The following is an 18,715-nucleotide window of genomic DNA, read 5'->3' on the forward strand; positions in this document are numbered from 1 at the left end:
GGAGAGTTTTTATATGAAAGTATCATTTGAATACGGGCAGGGCATGGTAGATGCCGTTCTGCCGGATTCTACAGACATTTTTATCCCAGGGGAGACGGTGCCGGATCCGCCCTGTATTCCGGAAGATAAATTAGAAGAGGAAACCTTAAAATCCATCCGCAACCCTATGGGAATGCCGCCTTTAACAGAGTTAGCCCACAAGGGTTCCAAGGTGGTCATTATTTTCCCGGATATTGTAAAGGGAGGGCTTCAGCCCACGGCTCACCGGAAGATTTCCATTAAGCTGATCCTTCAAGAACTGTACTCTGTGGGGGTAGAAAAAAAGGATATCCTGCTGATCTGCTCCAACGGCCTTCATCCCAGAAGTACGGAAAAGGAGATCCGCGATATCCTGGGGGAGGAGTTGTTCCACGAATTCTGGTATACCCACCAGATCATCAGCCATGACAGCGAGGATTATGAACACATGGTTGATCTGGGAATGACAGACCGGGGAGACCCTGTTCTTATGAATAAGTATGTGTATGACAGTGATGTGGCGATCCTTATCGGCCATACCCAGGGAAATCCTTACGGCGGCTATTCCGGAGGATATAAGCACTGTTCTACAGGAATTACCCACTGGCGTTCCATTGCATCCCATCATGTGCCTCAGGTTATGCACCGGAAGGATTTTACCCCGGTAAACGGCCACTCCCTTATGCGGACCAAGTTTGATGAGATCGGCCAGCACATGGAAAAATGCATGGGAAAGAAGTTTTTCTGCTGCGACGCGGTTTTGGATACGTATTCCAGACAGATTGAGATCAACAGCGGCTATGCAAAGGTGATGCAGCCACACTCCTGGATTACGGCCGACAAGCGGACCTATATCCCCTGGGCTGAAAAGAAGTATGATGTAATGATTTTTGGCCTTCCACAGAAGTTCCATTACGGCGACGGCATGGGAACCAATCCTGTTATGATGATGCAGGCCATTTCCGCACAGGTAGTGCGCCATAAACGGGTCATGAGCGATCACTGCGTGATTATCTGCGCTTCCATCTGCAACGGCTATTTCCATGATGAGAGATGGCCCTATATGAGAGAGCTTTACGATATGTTCCAGAAGGATTACATGAATATCCTGCCGGATTTAAACCGCTACGGCGAATATTTTGCCACCAATGAGGAATATATCCGCAAGTACCGCTACTGCAATGCCTTCCATCCGTTCCACGGCTTTTCCATGATGAGTTCGGCCCATATTGCAGAAATGAATACGTCGGCAATTTATGTATGCGGTGCCCAGGAACCCGGCTATGCCAGAGGAATGGGTCTTAAGACCAGAGCCACCATTGAGGAGGCTCTGGAGGATGCAAAGAAAAAATTTGTAGGACCAAACCCAAATATATTGGCTCTGCCAAAGACCTTTAAGCTGGGAGCAGTCCATCTGATGATGAAGGAGGGAGATCCATGTCTTTAATTCCCCTGCGGCCTCTTTTGGAGGCTTCCATGAAATACGGCTTCGGCCAGGGAGCATTTAACGTAAATGCGGTTGCTCAGGCAAAGGCAGCCATAGAGGTTCATGAAATGTTCCGCTCTGCAGCTATCCTGCAGGGGGCGGATCTGGCAAATGGCTTTATGGGAGGAAATACGGATTTTATCCACGCTACTCTGGAGGATAAGAAGATCGGAGCCAGAAATATTGCCGGCGCAGTAAAAAAATATGCTCAGACAGCAGCCATTCCTGTGGTGCTCCATCTGGATCACGGCAGAGACTTTGACTCCTGCGTGGCAGCCATAGAGGGAGGCTATACCTCTGTCATGATCGACGGCTCCTCCCTTCCCTTTGATGAAAATGTGGAGCTGACCAGAGAGGTCGTAAAATACGCTCATGCCAGAGGTGTCAGCGTAGAAGGAGAGCTGGGAGTTCTGGCCGGTGTGGAGGATCATGTGTTTGCAGCTTCCTCCACCTATACGAATCCATTGTCCGCAGTGGAATTTTTCCAGAAAACAGGGGTAGATGCACTGGCGATTTCCTATGGAACCATGCATGGAGCCTCAAAGGGGAAAAATGTAAAGCTCCGTAAGGAAATCCCGGTGGCAATCCGTGAGTGTATGAACCATCTGGGGATTTTTGGGGCTCTTGTTTCCCATGGCTCATCTACCGTTCCCGGATACATTGTAGATGAAATCAACGCTCTAGGAGGGGAGCTTGCAGATACCCACGGTATTTCCATTGAGCAGTTAAAGGCAGCGATCCGCTGCGGCATTAATAAGATCAATGTGGATACGGATATCCGTTTGGCTGTGACGCGCAATATGAAGGAGCTGTTTGCAGCCCGGCCAAAGCTTCGCACCAGTCCCTCAGTAGGAGGAATTTATGAACTTCTGGAGAAAAAGAAGGATCAGTTTGATCCAAGAGTATTCCTTCCTCCTATTATGGACACAGTGATGTACGGTGTTGTAGAGGATGAGGATCGGGCAGCCATTGTGGACTGTATCGAACGGGGTGTGAAAGAGGTTGTGGGGACTCTGATCGTAGAGTTTGGCTCCTTTGGAAAAGCGCCTCTTGTGGAGCAGGTATCTCTGGAAGAAATGGCAGAGCGCTATCGGAAAGCGGGAATTTAAAGGTACAGGTTAAAAGAGCTGATGCTGCGGCAGAGAGAAGCATTTCTCTCTGCCGTATTTTATACAGCTGAGAGAACAGAAGCGGTTTTTGCGACACTTCCTTTAAACTGATTGACGTTTTTCGGCTAAAAAGGTATAATTAGATAAGATTTGGAAAATTTAGACACAATAGGCCGGACAGGAGAGAACTTATGATCGCATTAAAGGCCGAGGACGTAAAGTCCTTTACATCCCGACTGTTTATAAAGGAGGATTTTGATTCCTTCTGGGTGCGGGAGGTGAATATCGTTACATACAATAGTTTTACCATGGATGGACATATCAGATCCGGGTATTATACAGAAGAGGAGCGGGAGGAGCAAAGGATCGGGGAGTTTTCTTCCTGGAGACAGCTGCGCCCGTTTTGTTTTTCTCTTATCAAAGGAAAAAAGCTGCCTGAAAGCTTTAAGATCGTACTGCAGCTTCCGGCCGGACAGACAGAGCGTTTTGCTTCGAAAAGCGGCACCGGAATAAGCGGGGATCAGATCCAGGGACTGTATCTGAATATCCGGTATGAAGAAGGGGAATTATACTGTATTACGGGAACCGCACTTAAATTTTTTACTCTGGACAAGGCCCTGGAGGTTCAGTGGGATGAGTCTGTGAGGGAGTTTTTCCGTTCCCGTCAGATTCCGTGCACACAGGAAGGGGTAAATTAGCAGAGCGAAAAATCGAAAGCATATGAGGGACAAGCTCTTAAAACAGGGAAGGGAGCAATATGGATAAGACAAAGCTGATGAAGAAACTGGATGAACTGACTGCTTTGGCAGCAGCTCATGACAAACGTCTTGAGATGACCCAGGTGTTAGACTGCTTTGCAGATGAAGCAGTAACGCCGGAGGAAATGGAAGATGTATATGCCAGACTGGAAAAGCGGGGCGTACAGATTCTGGCAGAAGAGGGAACGGATACATCTGAGGATGAAGGACTTCTTCTGGAAGAAGATGGGGATGATTCTGAGGATACCGTATCAGAACTGATAAACAGCAAATACCGCTGGAACAGGGAGGATTCCGAGACAGATGATGAGGATTTTTCTCCATCTGCGGACAATGATGAGGAAGATGAGGAAAATTCTCACGAACAGCTGTTAGAGGGCGTAGCCAGTACGGATCCGATCCGGGAATATTTAAAGGAAATCGGCTCCATTCCTCTTCTTACCCAGGAGCAGGAGCAGGAATTGGCAAAACGCAAGGCCTTAGGAGACCTGCATGCAGGCCAGAAACTGGTAGAGGCCAATCTCAGGCTGGTAGTCAGCATTGCAAAGCGCTATACAGGCCGCGGGATGAGCTTTCTGGATCTGGTCCAGGAGGGAAATATCGGCCTGATGAAAGCGGTGGAAAAGTTTGATTATACAAAGGGCTACCGTCTCAGCACCTACGCTACCTGGTGGGTAAAACAGTCTGTAACAAGAGCGCTGGCGGATCAGTCCAGAACTATCCGTCTTCCTGTTCACATGGTAGAAGCTGTAAACCGGGTGCGCAGGGCTCAGAGGATGCTGGCAGTGCGGCTGGGCCGGGAACCTTCCAATGAGGAGATCGGGAAAGAGATAGGAATGTCGGAAAAGAGGGTCACAGAGCTGATGCAGTCTTCCGGCGACACAGTATCTTTAGAGACGCCGGTGGGTGATGAGGACGGTTCCAATCTGGGAGATTTTGTGGCAGACGATGCTAACGCATCCACAGAGGAAAAGGCTGAGAGCGTATTTTTAAGAGAAGAAATCGATCAGATGCTCCAGGGTCTAAACCCCAGAGAGCGGGAGGTCATTATCCTGCGCTTTGGCCTGGAATCGGGCCATCCCATGACACTGGAGGAAGTGGGAAAGCGGTTTAAGGTTACCAGAGAACGTATCCGCCAGATTGAAACGGCGGCTTTAAGAAAACTGAGAAATCCGTCCAGGAGCAGGAAAATAAGGGATTTTCTTCCCTAGAAGCTAAAGGATTTTGCTAGCACTCATTTCGAATGAGTGCTAATTTTTTGTTGACATTTCTCCAAAGTGGTACTACAATGTAATTTATGAGCAGATAAAATAAAGGGATATTTCCAGAACCACTTTGGAAGTCCCAGACCATATGAGTTTCAGAAAAGAAAAATCAAAAGAAAGAGGCGCATATTATGGCAAAGAAAGGCAGTTTATCTATTACAAGCGAGAACATTTTCCCTGTGATCAAAAAGTGGCTTTATTCCGATCACGATATCTTTTACCGCGAGCTGATCAGCAATGGCTGCGACGCGATCACCAAGCTTAAAAAGCTGGAGCTGATGGGCGAGTACGAAAAGCCTGAGGATGTGGAGTATAAGATCCAGGTCAGCGTAAACCCCAATGAAAAGACCATTACCATCAGGGATAATGGCCTTGGCATGACGGAGGAAGAGATTGACAAATATATTAACCAGATCGCATTTTCCGGCGTTCAGGACTTCATGGAGAAGTACAAGGACAAGGCAAATGAAGACCAGATCATCGGACATTTCGGTCTGGGCTTTTATTCCGCATTTATGGTGGCAGATAAGGTTACCATTGATTCCTTATCCTATCAGAAGGATGCAAAGCCGGTGCACTGGGAGTCTGAAGGCGGCATTGACTATGAGATGACAGAGGGAGAAAAGGCAGAGGTTGGTACGACCATTGTTTTATACCTCAACGAGGACAGCACCGAGTTCTCCAACGAGTACCGTGCAAGAGAGGTTATTGAGAAATACTGTGCTTTCATGCCTGTAAGCATTTTCCTGGAGAATGAGACTGCAGAGCCTCAGTATGATACCATCGAAAAGGACGAACTGACCGAAAAGGATACGGTAGTTGAGACTGTTATCGAGCCTGCAAAGACCGAGGAGAAGGAAAAGGAGGACGGTACCAAGGAAACCGTGGAGATCGAGCCGTCCAGAGAAAAATATAAGATTTTAAGACGTCCTGTAGCGTTAAATGACACCAATCCTCTGTGGAATAAGCATCCCAACGAGTGTACAGAGGAGCAGTATAAGGATTTCTACCGCAAGGTATTCAGAGATTACAAGGAGCCATTATTCTGGATCCACCTGAACATGGATTATCCCTTTAACTTAAAGGGTATTCTGTACTTCCCGAAGATCAACATGGAGTACGAGAGCATCGAGGGAACCATTAAGCTGTACAATAACCAGGTATTTATCGCAGATAATATCAAGGAAGTAATCCCTGAGTTCTTAATGCTGTTAAAGGGTGTGATCGACTGTCCGGATCTTCCGTTAAACGTATCCAGAAGCGCCCTGCAGAACGACGGCTTTGTAAAGAAGATTTCCGATTATATTACAAAGAAGGTAGCGGACAAGCTGTCCGGTATGTGCAAGACAGATCGTGAGACCTATGAGAAATACTGGGATGATATTGCTCCCTTCATCAAGTTCGGCTATATCAAGGATGAGAAGTTTGCAGATAAGATGGGCGACTATATCCTGTATAAGAACCTGGAGGGCAAGTATCTGACCTTACAGGACTGCCTGGATGAGAATAAGGAAAAGCATGAAAATACCATTTTCTATGTAACCGACGAAAAGGAGCAGAGCCAGTATATCAACCTCTTTAAGGAGGAAGGGATCGATGCTGTTATCATGCCGGCTGCCATTGACAATCCGTTTATCAGCCATGTGGAGCAGAAGAAAGAGGGCGTGAAGTTCCTGCGTATTGATACGGACTTAAACGCTTCCTTTAAGGAGGAAGTAAAAGAGGATGACGAGGAATTTAAGAAGTCCTCTGAGGAGCTGACCGAGGTATTTAAGAAAGCTTTAAATAATGATAAGCTGGATATCAAGGTTGAAAAGATGAAGAATGCAGGCATTGCATCCATGATCACCGTATCCGAAGAAACAAGAAGAATGCAGGATATGATGAAGATGTACAACATGGGCGGAATGGATATGGGCATGTTCGGCGGAATGGGAGAAACCCTGGTGCTTAATGCCAACCATCCTCTGGTTAAGTATGTGCTTGAAAATAAAGAAGGAGAACATACTGCCGCCATCTGTGAGCAGCTTTACGATCTGGCAAGTCTTTCCCACGGAGCCCTTTCTCCTGAACGAATGACAAAGTTTGTCAGCCGCAGCAATGAGATTATGATGATTATGGCTGGACAGAAGACAGAATAAAGAGTAAAATAAGAATACGGCAGAGGCTGTGAGAAGCTCTGCAGGGGAAGCCGGTGCAGCGGTCTGCATCGGCTTTTTTGGATTTACGGAGAAAACGGGAGGAAAGATCATTGATAAAAAAACGTTTTTTGAAGACAATACAGGGCGTCTGCCTGGGAGCAGCGCTCTCACTTTCTGGTGCGTTTGGGGTATTTGCAGAGCCTTTGGGACTCAGCACCATTGATGGGCAGATCATTACCAGCCGTATGGGTGGTTTTCAGGCCCAGGTTCCGGCTTCCTATCAGGTAGACCGCATGGGAGGCGGCTGGGAAATATCCAGGCAGCTGGTAGCCCAGATGAAAACATCGGATCAGATGCAGATTGATTTTGCTGCATCCATGGTAAATGAGACGGATAAGACTTATATTGTAAATATGGGATTTGTGATGCCGGCAGATGATGGAACGGGGATTCCCTTCAGTGTGGAAACCTTAAAAGCAGAGATGATACAGTCCGGTCTGGATGAGACCATGACCCAGAGCGGTATGATTACCCTGGGAACAAAGGAATATGAATATCTGAAGGTGAATTATGGAAAACTCATGGCCGACTCCATGAAGGATTATATGAATACGGCAGAACTCACAGAGGGGCAGAAGGCGACAGTGCAGAACTACATCAGCCAGATGGAAAAGATGCTGGTAAATGATTTCTACATCCGCCAGGAAGGAGACAGGATCTATGTGATCTGCCAGACGTATTCTGCAGACCAGGCAGCAGAGGCAGCCGCATTTCTTGATTGTCTGCAGCCCTACAGCGGGATCGAGGGCTGGGAGTATTCCGAAGACGGAGGCTGGAAGTATCGTCTTGCAGACGGAAGCTTTGCAAAGGACTGCTGGAAGCAGGATGAGTTTGGACTGACCTATCGTCTGGACGGAGAAGGAAAGATCTTGTACAGCAGCTGGATTAAAGAAGCAGATGGCTGGAAATATGTGGATGAGTACGGTCATATGGTTACTTCTGTAACGAAGAGCATTGACGGGGTGGAGTATACCTTTGGCGCAGACGGTTACATGAAAGAGGGGAGTGAACGGGCTGCTGCAGAATTTACACTGGGAACCTTGGAGGGCAATCATTACCGGAATGAATGGGCAGACCTGGAGCTGACCTTCCCTGAGGCGGCGACGGTTTTAAAGGGCGATGGAAGCAGCAGGACATATGCTCTCGTAGGCGGAGAACATGTAGATGTGGATGATCCGGAATTAAGTTATCGCGTGACACTTGATTTTATAGATGCGGAAGCAGAACTTGACCGGTATATGGAGGCGCTGAGGGAATACGAAAGCACAGGAGGGTATCAGGTGGATCGTTTTGAAACCGTGGAGCTGGGAGGCCATACCTGGCGTTCATGCTTAAGTTCCACCCGGTTTTCTGACGGTACTTCCCATCACTCGGACTGGTATGTGCGCCAGATTGAGGGCAGGTTTGTGATCCTTCACTTTGATTATTATGAGGAACTGAAAAGCCAGGCAGACCAGGTATATCAGAGTATCAGGGCTGCGGGGCGTTAAGGAGGGATCGGTTTAAAAAGAAGAGATTTGGTATGAGAAGTAAAAAGAATGCTTCCAATATCAATGAATAGATAGAAAACTATATGGTAATCGTAGGAGCATTCGGGGGCTCCGCTTAGCTAAAGCATTATCGGGAATAAAGTAAACAGGAATATCATAAACGTGTGAATGAGAGACAGGATCAGTGGTGGCTCGTGCAAGTCATAACACTGGTCCTGTTTGGGAATGGAATGGTTTATAATATATTTATCGTAAAATGGTGTCTTTTATGGTCGGAATAGGTATTTTACAGTTGACAAATGAGAAAAACAGCCTGATAATATTATTAGTATGATAAGGGGTCGATGAAAGATGAAAGAAAATTTGAAGGAAAAAGTGTATCAGGGGATATATGATGATGTGACAAATGGAATATACAAGCAGAATGATATCTTGACAGAAAGCCGTTTGATAGAACAGTACAATGTAAGTAAATCTCCAGTTAGAGAAGCTTTGATTGAGTTGTGTAAGGATGGAATTTTAAAGAACATTCCGCGCATGGGTTATCAGGTTATGCCAGTTACATTAAAAGAAGTGATTGATATTTTGGAGTTACGCGCAGACATAGAAACAAGTGGACTACGCAAGGCATACCCAATAATAAATGAGAAACAGCTTAAGATTTTAGATCAGATTGCAAGCAAGCATGTACTTGATCAGGACAGAATTGTTTCAAAAAACTGGTCGCGTAATTATGAGTTCCACAGCTATCTGTATTCCTTGAATGGTAATGTGTATGGTCATAATATTTTGATGCAGATTATTAAGCAGAGTTCCCGATATGTATCCCAGTATTTTCAATCTGCGTGGAGTAAAAAGTGTGAGTCAGACGGACGCAATCATAAAGATATTGTAACAGCTCTAGTAAACAGAGATATTGAACGTGCCTGTCAGGCTCTTGAGACAGATATATTGGCAGTGAAGGAAGAAATTCTAAGTCTGCATTCCTGGAGCTTATAATGGCAAAAAGTAAAGATATATGAGAACACGATTTGAGCATTATGCTGTTATCGTGTTTTTTTATTGTGTAAAATAGCTTAAAGTTATGGCGAATATAACTATATAATATCTCTATGTGAATATAAAATATAAAAAATATACAAAACACCATTGCAATGCATCAATATATTTGATATAATACCAGTAATAATATTAGAAAACACATCAATGGAGGATGCAACTATGACAAAAAAAGAACGTGTAATTGCAGTGATTGAAGGCAGAGAAGCAGATGCTGTACCGTCTAGTTTTTCATTACATTTTCCGGCCCATGAAGCAGTTGGAGATGCAGCGGTTGAGGCACATTTAAAATTTTTTGAAGAAACAGATACAGATATCATCAAGGTGATGAATGAACATCTTGTTCCATGCTATGGCATGATCAAGTCTCCGGAAGATTATTATGATAAAATTCCGGTGATTGACCGCAGCTCTGATTTCATTGCCGACCAGCTGGAAATGACAAAAAAGATTCTTGACAGAGCAGATCACGATGCTTTCAGTATGGGAACACTGCATGGTATTTGTGCATCAGGAATCCATCCTCTGGAGAAAATGGGTGAGACATATAACTATAGTGAAGTGAGGCAGATGCAGGTGGATTTCCTTCGCTGGGATGAAAAAAAGATGCTGTCAGCTATGCAGAAAATAGCAGATGGGATGTGTGTACTTGCAGAGAAATATATTACAGAAGCAGGCCTTGATTCTGTTTATTATGCAGGCCTTGGTGCAGAGACAAAATGGTTTACAGATGAAGAATTTGAACGCTGGATAAAACCGCTGGATCTTCAGATTATGAGGGCAGTCAAAGATGCCGGAGGATACTGCTTCCTGCATATGTGCAAGAACGGATTGAATATGAAACGGTATGATGCAGACTATGCAGTGCTTGCAGACGTTGTAAACTGGGGTGTATATGAAGCTCCTATGTCTCTTGAGGACGGCAGAAAACAGTTTCCGGGAAAGGCTGTTTTAGGGGGACTTGAAAACCGTAGCGGTGTTTTGGTGGATGGAGATGAAGCAGCGGTGCGCGCCGAGGTAAGAAAAATTGTTGCAGAATTTGGAAGAAAGGGGCTCCTTTTAGGTGCAGATTGTACGCTTGCTACTGAACAGGACAGAAAACTTGTGCGTGCAGCAGTAGAAGAGGCAAGAAACTTATAAGACAGAAAAAGAAAAGAGGCATTCATGTTAAAATATATTGGAAAGAGATTATTGATCGCAATACCGACTTTTCTGGGCATTACAATTCTGGTCTATGCACTGTCAGCTATGGCACCCGGTTCACCGCTTGAAATGATATTTTTAGACCCAAATGCGACAGCAGAACAAATGGAAGCAATGCGACATAAACTTGGACTGGATCAGCCTGTCTGGATTCAATATTTGAATTGGTTAGGACAATTGCTGCAGGGAAATCTGGGTACTTCCTATCGAACCGGACATGCAGTATGGGCAGATATTTCTGAGAGAATCGGACCGACTTTGCTTTTGACATTTTCTTCATTGGCATTTTCAATTGTAATTGCAATACCATTGGGTATCATGTCTGCCTATAAACCGTATTCAGCATGGGATTACACTTCATCAGCGCTTTCATTTATTGGAGCAGCGATTCCCAATTTCTTTGCCGGATTGGTATTTGTATATCTGTTTTCAGTTGTATTGAAAATATTCCCAAGCAGCGGTATGTATGATACATCAGGAACAAGAAGCATTGAAATGCTGCTGCATCATCTGTTCCTGCCAATGGTTGTTTTATCTATTCAGCAGGTTGGCGGTCTGATTCGTCAGATGAGAGGCGCGATGTTAGATGTGCTGCAAGAAGATTATATTCGGACAGCCCGTGCAAAAGGTGTACTGGATAAAAAAGTGCTGATAAAACACGGACTGCAGAACGCATTTATTCCAGTAGTGACAAGAATCGGCATGATGATTCCGTTTTTGGTTGGTGGTGCTGTTGTTACAGAGCAGATTTTTGCATGGCCAGGACTTGGAAGCCTGATGGTATTGTCAATCAATTCAAGAGATTATCCGGTTATTATGGGAATAACTGTATTTATTGCAGCGGCAGTATTGATTGGAAATATTATTGTGGATCTGATTTATGGTCTGCTGGATCCTAAGATTCGGTACTCCTGATAAGGTGGTGGAAAAATGCAGAAAAAAAATAATAAGAGTTCATATTTCCATGACGTGATAAAGAAGTTCCTTGCACATAGACTCGCCATGCTTGGGGCAATCATATTACTGATTGAAATTTTATGTGTGGTATTTTTACCAGTTTTTATGGAATTAGATCCATATTCCATGGATTATGCAGCATTTGGAGTAGCCCCGTCCGCGGAGCATATTCTGGGATGTGATGATGTAGGAAGAGACTTATTTGCGCGTCTCATTTATGGAGGACGGGTATCCCTGATGGTTGGTATTTGTTCTGCTATTGTAAGTCTTGTGATAGGAGTTCCTCTTGGATTGATCGCTGGATATTTCAGAGGATGGGTAGAAACAATCATTATGCGGTGTGCAGACATATTCATGTCTTTCCCAAGCATGATTCTGATTCTGGTTTTAGCCAGTGTATTGGGGCAGTCACTTATAACGGTTACGTTGGTAATCGGATTTCTTGGGTGGACGGAATTTGCAAGATTGATTTATGCAAGTGTTTTGTCCATACGAGAGAAAGATTATGTAGAATCGGCAAAGGCGATTGGTACGAAAAATATACCCATTCTGCTGCGTTACGTTTTGCCGAATTCCTTGGCACCGGTTATCATTTCTTTTACCTTCCGTACTGCACAGGCAATCATTACGGAGTCATCACTGAGCTTCCTTGGGTTGGGCGTACAGCCTCCGGAAGCCTCATGGGGAAATATTTTGTACTATGCACAGTCGATCAGCGTGTTATCCAGCAAGCTGTATATGTGGGTACCGGCAGGAATCCTTCTGGTTTTAACTGTACTGAGCATCAATTTTATTGGTGACGGTATTCGTGATGCACTTGATACCAAAATGAAAGTTTAAAGAATGCAAATAAATGAAAAGGAGAGACGATTTATGAAAAAACGAGTGATCAGCATGACAATGGCGGCGTTGCTGGCTGTATCAGCACTTGCCGGCTGTAGCAGCAACACGACAGAGACAACGGTGTCGGTTGCCGCAGAAATAACGGAAAAGTCTTCTGAAGAGACGAAAACGGAATCAAATGATGGTACAAAGACTATTACCATGGCAATGGTTTCACCATGGGATTCCATGATCCCCTTTGACTCAACGGCTTCCTATTCGGATGCAATTTTTGACCTGATTTTTGATAAGCTTGTTTATTTAAAGCAGGATGGTACCTATGAACCAAGACTGGCCGATTCATGGGAAATGAGTGAAGACAGTATGGTATTAACGGTTCATTTGAACGAAAATGCAAAATGGCATGATGGTGAACCTGTTACTGCAGATGATGTAGTATTTACCTGCAAGGTTTATGGCTCACCTACGGTTGCAGCAGTAAGACAGAATAACGTAAGTCCGTTTGCAGGATTTAAAGAGAGTGATGACAGCTTGGCAGTAGAGGCAGTTGATGAGCATACTGTGAAATTTACCTGTACAGAGCCGACCAATATAGATTTCCTGTTCTTTATTAAGTTCAGAGATATTTATATCCTTCCGGAGCATCTTCTTGGCGATCTGCCTCTTGATCAGATTCGTACAAGCAATTACTGGGATGCACCGATTGGTTCTGGCCCTTGTGTTTATGAGAATCAAATCAGCGGTGAACGTATGGAATTTACAGCAAATAAGAACTACCATCTAAAGACTCCTCAGTGGGATCGTTTTGTTGTAAGAGTTGTAACAACTCCAAACCTGCTTTCCGGACTTATGAATAATGAGATTGATATTCTGGCAGGAAATGTTGCTTCACTTCAGCTTTCTGACTGGGAGATGGCACAGCAGCAGGAGAATCTTGTATGTATTCCAATAGAGACAGTTGGTTATCAGTATATGGCGATCAATACATCCAAGGAATATCTGACTCCAGAGGTAAGACAGGCAATCAATATGGCAATCAACAGAGATGCTATTGTAGACGGTCTGCTGCAGGGAGAAGGGGAAGCCGCATACGGTCCCTTTGGTGTGAACCACAAATATTACAATGAAGTAGTGAACGTTGGATATAATCCGGAAGGAGCAAAGGCTTTACTTGCAGAAGCAGGATGGGATGGCTCTCATGAGCTTGTATTCTCAGTACCCACCGGAAATACAATCCGTGAACAGGCTGGTGCAATCATTCAACAGAATCTACAGGAAGTTGGCATTAAGACCAGTATTGTATCATCCGATTTTGCAACTCATTTGACAAATGTAAGAGAAGGCAATACAGACCTTGCTTTGATTGGTTCAGGTGGATCACCAGACCCCTCTGAGTGCGTTATCAACTTTAAGCCGGATCATATCAATAATTTCTCACAGCTGACTGACTGGAGTATTTATAATACTGGAGCTGAAGGTGAGCATGCATTCAGCTATGAAGACAGAAAAGAATACTATGACAAGTATCAGGAGCTTCTTGTTGAGCAGGTTCCATTTTGTTTCTTGTATTTTCAAAACAACCTGTTTGCACATAACAAGCGTATCGGAAATGTAAATGACACAGAAGATTATTCACAGCTGAACAGAGACGTTTGGAACTGGACAGTAGAATAAAAACAGAGAAAATCTGTTTGAAACAGAATAAGAAATAGATTGTGTCAGGTATCGGAAACTGCGGACATACATATTTATATGTCCGCAGAATTCCGCCGCTGTGTTTTGTGCAGTGGTGCAGATTGGAGTAAGCCGGATGATTCCCATCTGCACTGCTGCATACTCGCAATGTGTTGGTAAAGAAAAGAGTAGAAATGGAGGAACGTATGGAGCCTTTATTAGAAGTTAAAAATCTGAAAACATATTTTAAAATCAATAAAGAATGGGTTCCGGCAGTGGAGGAAGTCAACTTTCATATTGATCAGGGTGAGACACTTGGAATTGTAGGAGAATCCGGCTGTGGAAAAAGCGTAACCTCCATGTCGATTATGCGTTTGCTGCCAAAAGCTACAAGTAAAATTAAGGCAGATGAAATCTTATTTCAGGGAAAAGATATTTCCCAAATTACAGATAAGGAAATGGCACAGATCAGAGGAAAGGGCATTGGAATGATTTTTCAGGATTCCATGACATCCTTGAATCCTGTAAAGACAGTTGGAAAGCAGCTGGATGAAGCGTTTACCGTACACCATTGTTGTGAAGCGTCTGAGGCCAAGGATAAGAGTATTGAAATGCTGAAAAAGGTTGGTATTCCTTCTCCGGAAAAGCGTTATTCCGAATATCCTCATCAGCTTTCCGGTGGTATGCGCCAAAGAGTTATGATTGCAATGGCACTGGCTCAGAATCCGTCACTCATTATTGCAGATGAGCCAACGACTGCATTAGACGTAACCATACAGGCACAGATTATGGAACTCATGAAGGAAATGAAGGAAAATACAGGAGTTTCCATTATGCTGATTACCCATGATATGGGAGTGGTTGCAGAAATGGCAGATAAGATAATGGTTATGTATGCAGGAATGGTGATTGAATATGGAGATTCCAAAGGGATTTTTAAGGATCCGCTTCATCCGTATACAAAAGGACTTCTTGCATCTATACCAAGAAAAGACAAGGATATAGACCGGTTATACACAATCGAAGGAACGGTGCCAACATTGAGTACAATGCCAAAGGGATGCCGTTTCTGTGATCGCTGCAAGCAGGCAAAAGAGCGCTGCAAAACAGAGCGTCCGGGTATGTATCAGCATGACGGCAGAAGCGTAAGATGTTTCCTGTATGAGTGAAAAGGCGGTAAGAAGCATGAAAAATGATGCAAATGAAATTCTGAGAGTGGAACATGTAAAAAAGTATTTTTATGGAAATAAAAAGCTTTTTCAAAAGGAGCGTTCGGTAGTAAAAGCAGTAAACGATGTTAGCTTTGATATAAAAGAAGGAGAAACATTTGGAATAGTAGGTGAATCTGGCTGTGGAAAATCCACATTGGGAAGAACGGTTATACAGCTTTTAAAACCAACCGAAGGCAAGGTAATATACAAGGGTATGGATCTTGCTGCCTTGCCTGCAGAAGAAATGCGTAAATTGCGTATGGAAATCCAGATCATTTTTCAGGATCCGTATGCTTCCTTAAATCCAAGGATGACGGTACGGGAGTTGATTCAGGCACCGCTGGATGTCTTTTCAAATGCCAGTGCAGAAGAGAAACTTTCAAAGGTAAAAGAAATTATGGCAAAGGTTGGCCTGAGAGAGGAATATCTTGGAAAATATCCCCATGAATTTTCTGGAGGACAGAGACAGCGTATCGTGATTGCAAGGGCGCTGATTCTGGATCCCCAATTTATTTTCTGTGATGAACCTGTATCAGCCTTAGACGTTTCTGTTCGTGCACAGGTCTTGAATTTAATGAAAGATCTGCAGAAGGAATTTAATTTGACTTATATGTTCATTTCACATGATCTGAGTGTAGTCCGTTTTCTGTGCGATAGAATTGCTGTTATGTATTTAGGCCGTATTGTAGAGCTGGCAGATAAGGAAGAATTGTATAACAATGCAAAACATCCCTATACAGAGGCTCTTATGTCGGCAATACCAGTTCCAGATGTGGATGTAAAGCGTATACCGGTTCTTCTGGAGGGAGATATACCTAGTCCTTATAATCCGCCAAGCGGTTGTCTGTTTCATACACGCTGCCGTTATGCTACGGAGCGCTGTAAAACGGAAGTTCCTCAGATGATGGAGGTATGTCCTGGGCATCAGGTAGCATGTCATTTGTTTGCAGAAAATGGTGGAGGGAAAGTATGATAACAGCAGAGAAATGGATTGATATGCAGGAGAATCTGCTGATAGAGGATATCTGCACTCTTGTGCGTATTCCAAGTGTGAGTGAAAAAACGGAAAACGTGGAAATGCCGTTTGGAAAAAACTGTTTGGAAGCAATAAAGAAGGCATGTGAAATTAGCGAACGTATGGGTTTTCAAAGTTATAACCATGAAAATTATTGTGCAAGTATGCTGTGGAAAGGTGAGCGGAAAGCGGAAATTGGCATATTTGGACATGCGGATGTAGTTCCAGCCGGCACTGGATGGAGCGGGGATCCTTTTTGTCCGGTTGTAAAGGATGGCATTATTATCGGACGTGGTACTTCAGATAACAAAGGTTCTTTTTTAGCCGCATTGTATGCGGTCTGGTACTTGAAAGAAGCCGGTTGGAAGCCAAAACACAGCATACGTTTTTGGTTTGGCTGCAACGAGGAGGCTGGTATGGAAGATATTGAATACTATGCAGCTCATTATAAAGAGCCAGTCTTTTCTCTGGTTCCGGATGTAAATTTCCCTGTCTGCAATGGTGAAAAAGGTGTGCTGGAGCTGGATATGAGCAGAATACTGATCAGTAGGGTTTTAAAGGGATTTGAGTCAGGAATTATGTCAAATGCAGTTCCAGCAGATGCCAGTGCTGAACTGAAAACTTCAGAAGATGAGGCAGAAAAATTATCACAGAATGGTGCTGTGGTTGAACGGATGGAATCAGGAATGTATAAGGTTTCTGTCAAGGGGATTGCCGCTCATGCTGCTTTTCCGGAAAATTCAGAAAGTGCAGAGGTAAAACTTGCAAAACTGCTGCTTGACTGCGAAGTTCTTGATCCGGAAGGCTGTGCTCTGATGGAAATGATTACGAAATGTTTTTCTGATTATTATGGTGCCGGTCTTGGTGTTCCATATGAAGATGCTCTTTCCGGAAAACTGACACATGTCGGAGGGATTGCCAGATATGATGGTACTGTGTTCAGACAGAATATTAACATTCGATACAATGTGACAGCAGAGTACGATATCATGATTGAAGCAATTCGCGCAAGGGCGGCACAGTTTGGTTTCGTTCTGGATCAGATTCGCGACAGTAAGCCCTGTTTTACAGATCCTGAGTCTCCGGTTATAAAAGCATTGCTGAATAGCTGCAACAGCCATCTTAAGATGCAGTTAGCCCCATTTGTAATGGGAGGAGGTACATATGCCAGAAAGTTGAAGCATGCTGTGGGATTTGGCCCCGGTATACCGAATAAAGAAAAACGTTTTGGAGATGAGCGCGGCGGTGCACATCAGCCGGATGAATATGTGGAAATTGCTCATTTAAAACAGGCATTCCTCATATACGCAGATGCACTTCAGAAAATTGATCAGCTGGATTTTTAAAAGAACTGTATATAAAAAGAGTTATATCATATCTATAAATATAGGAGTCGAAATTGTTATGATTTCGGCTCTTATATTATATGGCGGTTATTATGGGATTATCAGTGTTTTGGAGTGGGTATTGCATTTTGCAGAGTATGCTGTTATAATAAGTAGTAATCAAAACTATGTGTTGAGGAAATGACATAGTATGTTTGGAGGATAGGATTATGACGTATAAGATCATTGGAGACAGCTGTCTGGATCTGACAGAGGAATTAAAAAAGGATCCGGGATTTCAGATGATTCCCCTGACCCTTCAGGTGGGGAATGTTCAGGTGATAGATGACGAAACCTTTGATCAGAGCGCATTCATAGAGATGGTAAAGGCCTGCCCGGAGTGTCCCAAGACGGCCTGCCCTTCGCCGGAGAGCTTTAAAAAGGCATATGAGGAGGCAGATGCGGACGCAGTATTTGTGATCACCCTTTCCAACCATCTGAGCGGCAGCTATAATTCTGCCGTGCTGGCAAAGGAGCTGTATGAGGAGGAAAAGAAGGAAGCCGGTGAGCCGGTGACAAAGAAGATTGCTGTGATCGATTCCCTTTCTGCCTCCTCAGGAGAACTGGATCAGGCGCTTTATATCCGGGATCTGTGTGAACAGGGGCTGGATTTTGAGACAGTTGCAGAAATGGCAGAGGCTTACAGCCACAGGATGAAGACCTACTTCGTACTGGAGACTCTGGATACGTTGCGTAAGAACGGCCGTCTGTCCGGGCTTCAGGCCTTTTTTGCTACGGCTCTTAATATTAAGCCTGTGATGGGAGCAAAAGAAGGCGTGATTATCAAGCTGGATCAGGCAAGAGGAATCAATAAGGCGCTGCAGCGTATGTGCGATATTGCAGTCAAGGAGACGGGGGATACATCTGGAAAACGGGTTGTGATCTGCCATGTAAACCATCAGGAACGCGCCCTGTATGTAAAGGCAGAGCTGGAAAAACGGGCTTCCTTTAAGGAAATCGTGATTACTGAGGCTGCGGGAGTGGCCACCGTTTATGCAAATGACGGCGGTATTATCTTAGCGATGTAGAACAGGATATATG

At 44.3% G+C, this 18,715-nt stretch carries 15 protein-coding genes; all 15 read left to right on the top strand.

The window, feature by feature from the left end:
• Nucleotides 1-13: 13 nt before the first annotated feature.
• The 15 genes from ACZM6M_RS03855 to ACZM6M_RS03925 all read left to right on the top strand — a co-directional run bounded on the left by ACZM6M_RS03855 (nucleotide 14) and on the right by ACZM6M_RS03925 (nucleotide 18,702).
• Nucleotides 14-1,465 (top strand): lactate racemase domain-containing protein, encoded by a 1,452-nt coding sequence (locus ACZM6M_RS03855; protein WP_418762043.1) that lies wholly within the window; start codon nucleotides 14-16, stop codon nucleotides 1,463-1,465.
• Nucleotides 1,456-2,613 (top strand): class II fructose-bisphosphate aldolase, encoded by a 1,158-nt coding sequence (locus ACZM6M_RS03860; protein WP_340276988.1) that lies wholly within the window; start codon nucleotides 1,456-1,458, stop codon nucleotides 2,611-2,613. The genes ACZM6M_RS03855 and ACZM6M_RS03860 overlap by 10 nt, the downstream gene beginning before the upstream one ends.
• Nucleotides 2,614-2,804: 191 nt before the next feature.
• Nucleotides 2,805-3,311, top strand: coding sequence for a DUF5721 family protein (locus ACZM6M_RS03865; RefSeq protein ID WP_066549209.1), 507 nt, complete (start codon nucleotides 2,805-2,807; stop codon nucleotides 3,309-3,311).
• Nucleotides 3,312-3,370: 59 nt separating this feature from the next.
• Complete coding sequence (locus tag ACZM6M_RS03870; RefSeq protein WP_066549208.1) at nucleotides 3,371-4,582, top strand: sigma-70 family RNA polymerase sigma factor; 1,212 nt, start codon at nucleotides 3,371-3,373, stop codon at nucleotides 4,580-4,582.
• A gap of 185 nt (nucleotides 4,583-4,767) precedes the next feature.
• Nucleotides 4,768-6,777 (top strand): molecular chaperone HtpG, encoded by a 2,010-nt coding sequence (gene htpG / locus ACZM6M_RS03875; RefSeq protein ID WP_317439835.1) that lies wholly within the window; start codon nucleotides 4,768-4,770, stop codon nucleotides 6,775-6,777.
• 110 nt (nucleotides 6,778-6,887) lie between these two features.
• Complete coding sequence (locus ACZM6M_RS03880; protein ID WP_418494451.1) at nucleotides 6,888-8,327, top strand: hypothetical protein; 1,440 nt, start codon at nucleotides 6,888-6,890, stop codon at nucleotides 8,325-8,327.
• A gap of 351 nt (nucleotides 8,328-8,678) precedes the next feature.
• Nucleotides 8,679-9,326, top strand: a complete 648-nt coding sequence (locus ACZM6M_RS03885) for a GntR family transcriptional regulator (protein ID WP_337933922.1) — start codon at nucleotides 8,679-8,681, stop codon at nucleotides 9,324-9,326.
• Nucleotides 9,327-9,548: 222 nt separating this feature from the next.
• Nucleotides 9,549-10,526, top strand: coding sequence for a uroporphyrinogen decarboxylase family protein (locus tag ACZM6M_RS03890; protein WP_337933920.1), 978 nt, complete (start codon nucleotides 9,549-9,551; stop codon nucleotides 10,524-10,526).
• Between the two features lie 24 nt (nucleotides 10,527-10,550).
• Entirely contained in the window at nucleotides 10,551-11,504 is a 954-nt protein-coding gene (locus tag ACZM6M_RS03895; RefSeq protein WP_337933918.1) for an ABC transporter permease, read from the top strand.
• 15 nt (nucleotides 11,505-11,519) lie between these two features.
• On the top strand, nucleotides 11,520-12,386 hold the full coding sequence (locus tag ACZM6M_RS03900; protein ID WP_337933916.1) for an ABC transporter permease: 867 nt from the start codon (nucleotides 11,520-11,522) through the stop codon (nucleotides 12,384-12,386).
• Nucleotides 12,387-12,419: 33 nt separating this feature from the next.
• Complete coding sequence (locus ACZM6M_RS03905; RefSeq protein WP_337933914.1) at nucleotides 12,420-14,063, top strand: ABC transporter substrate-binding protein; 1,644 nt, start codon at nucleotides 12,420-12,422, stop codon at nucleotides 14,061-14,063.
• Nucleotides 14,064-14,269: 206 nt separating this feature from the next.
• On the top strand, nucleotides 14,270-15,232 hold the full coding sequence (locus tag ACZM6M_RS03910; protein WP_337933912.1) for an ABC transporter ATP-binding protein: 963 nt from the start codon (nucleotides 14,270-14,272) through the stop codon (nucleotides 15,230-15,232).
• 16 nt (nucleotides 15,233-15,248) lie between these two features.
• Nucleotides 15,249-16,247 (top strand): ABC transporter ATP-binding protein, encoded by a 999-nt coding sequence (locus ACZM6M_RS03915; protein ID WP_489489742.1) that lies wholly within the window; start codon nucleotides 15,249-15,251, stop codon nucleotides 16,245-16,247.
• Nucleotides 16,244-17,635 (top strand): Sapep family Mn(2+)-dependent dipeptidase, encoded by a 1,392-nt coding sequence (locus tag ACZM6M_RS03920; protein ID WP_418926865.1) that lies wholly within the window; start codon nucleotides 16,244-16,246, stop codon nucleotides 17,633-17,635. Before ACZM6M_RS03915 ends, ACZM6M_RS03920 begins: the two co-directional genes overlap by 4 nt.
• Before the next feature lie 209 nt (nucleotides 17,636-17,844).
• A complete protein-coding gene (locus ACZM6M_RS03925; protein ID WP_489489745.1) occupies nucleotides 17,845-18,702 on the top strand; it encodes a DegV family protein in 858 nt (285 codons plus the stop codon).
• Nucleotides 18,703-18,715: the final 13 nt, after the last annotated feature.

This window comes from Enterocloster sp., assembly GCF_057861365.1.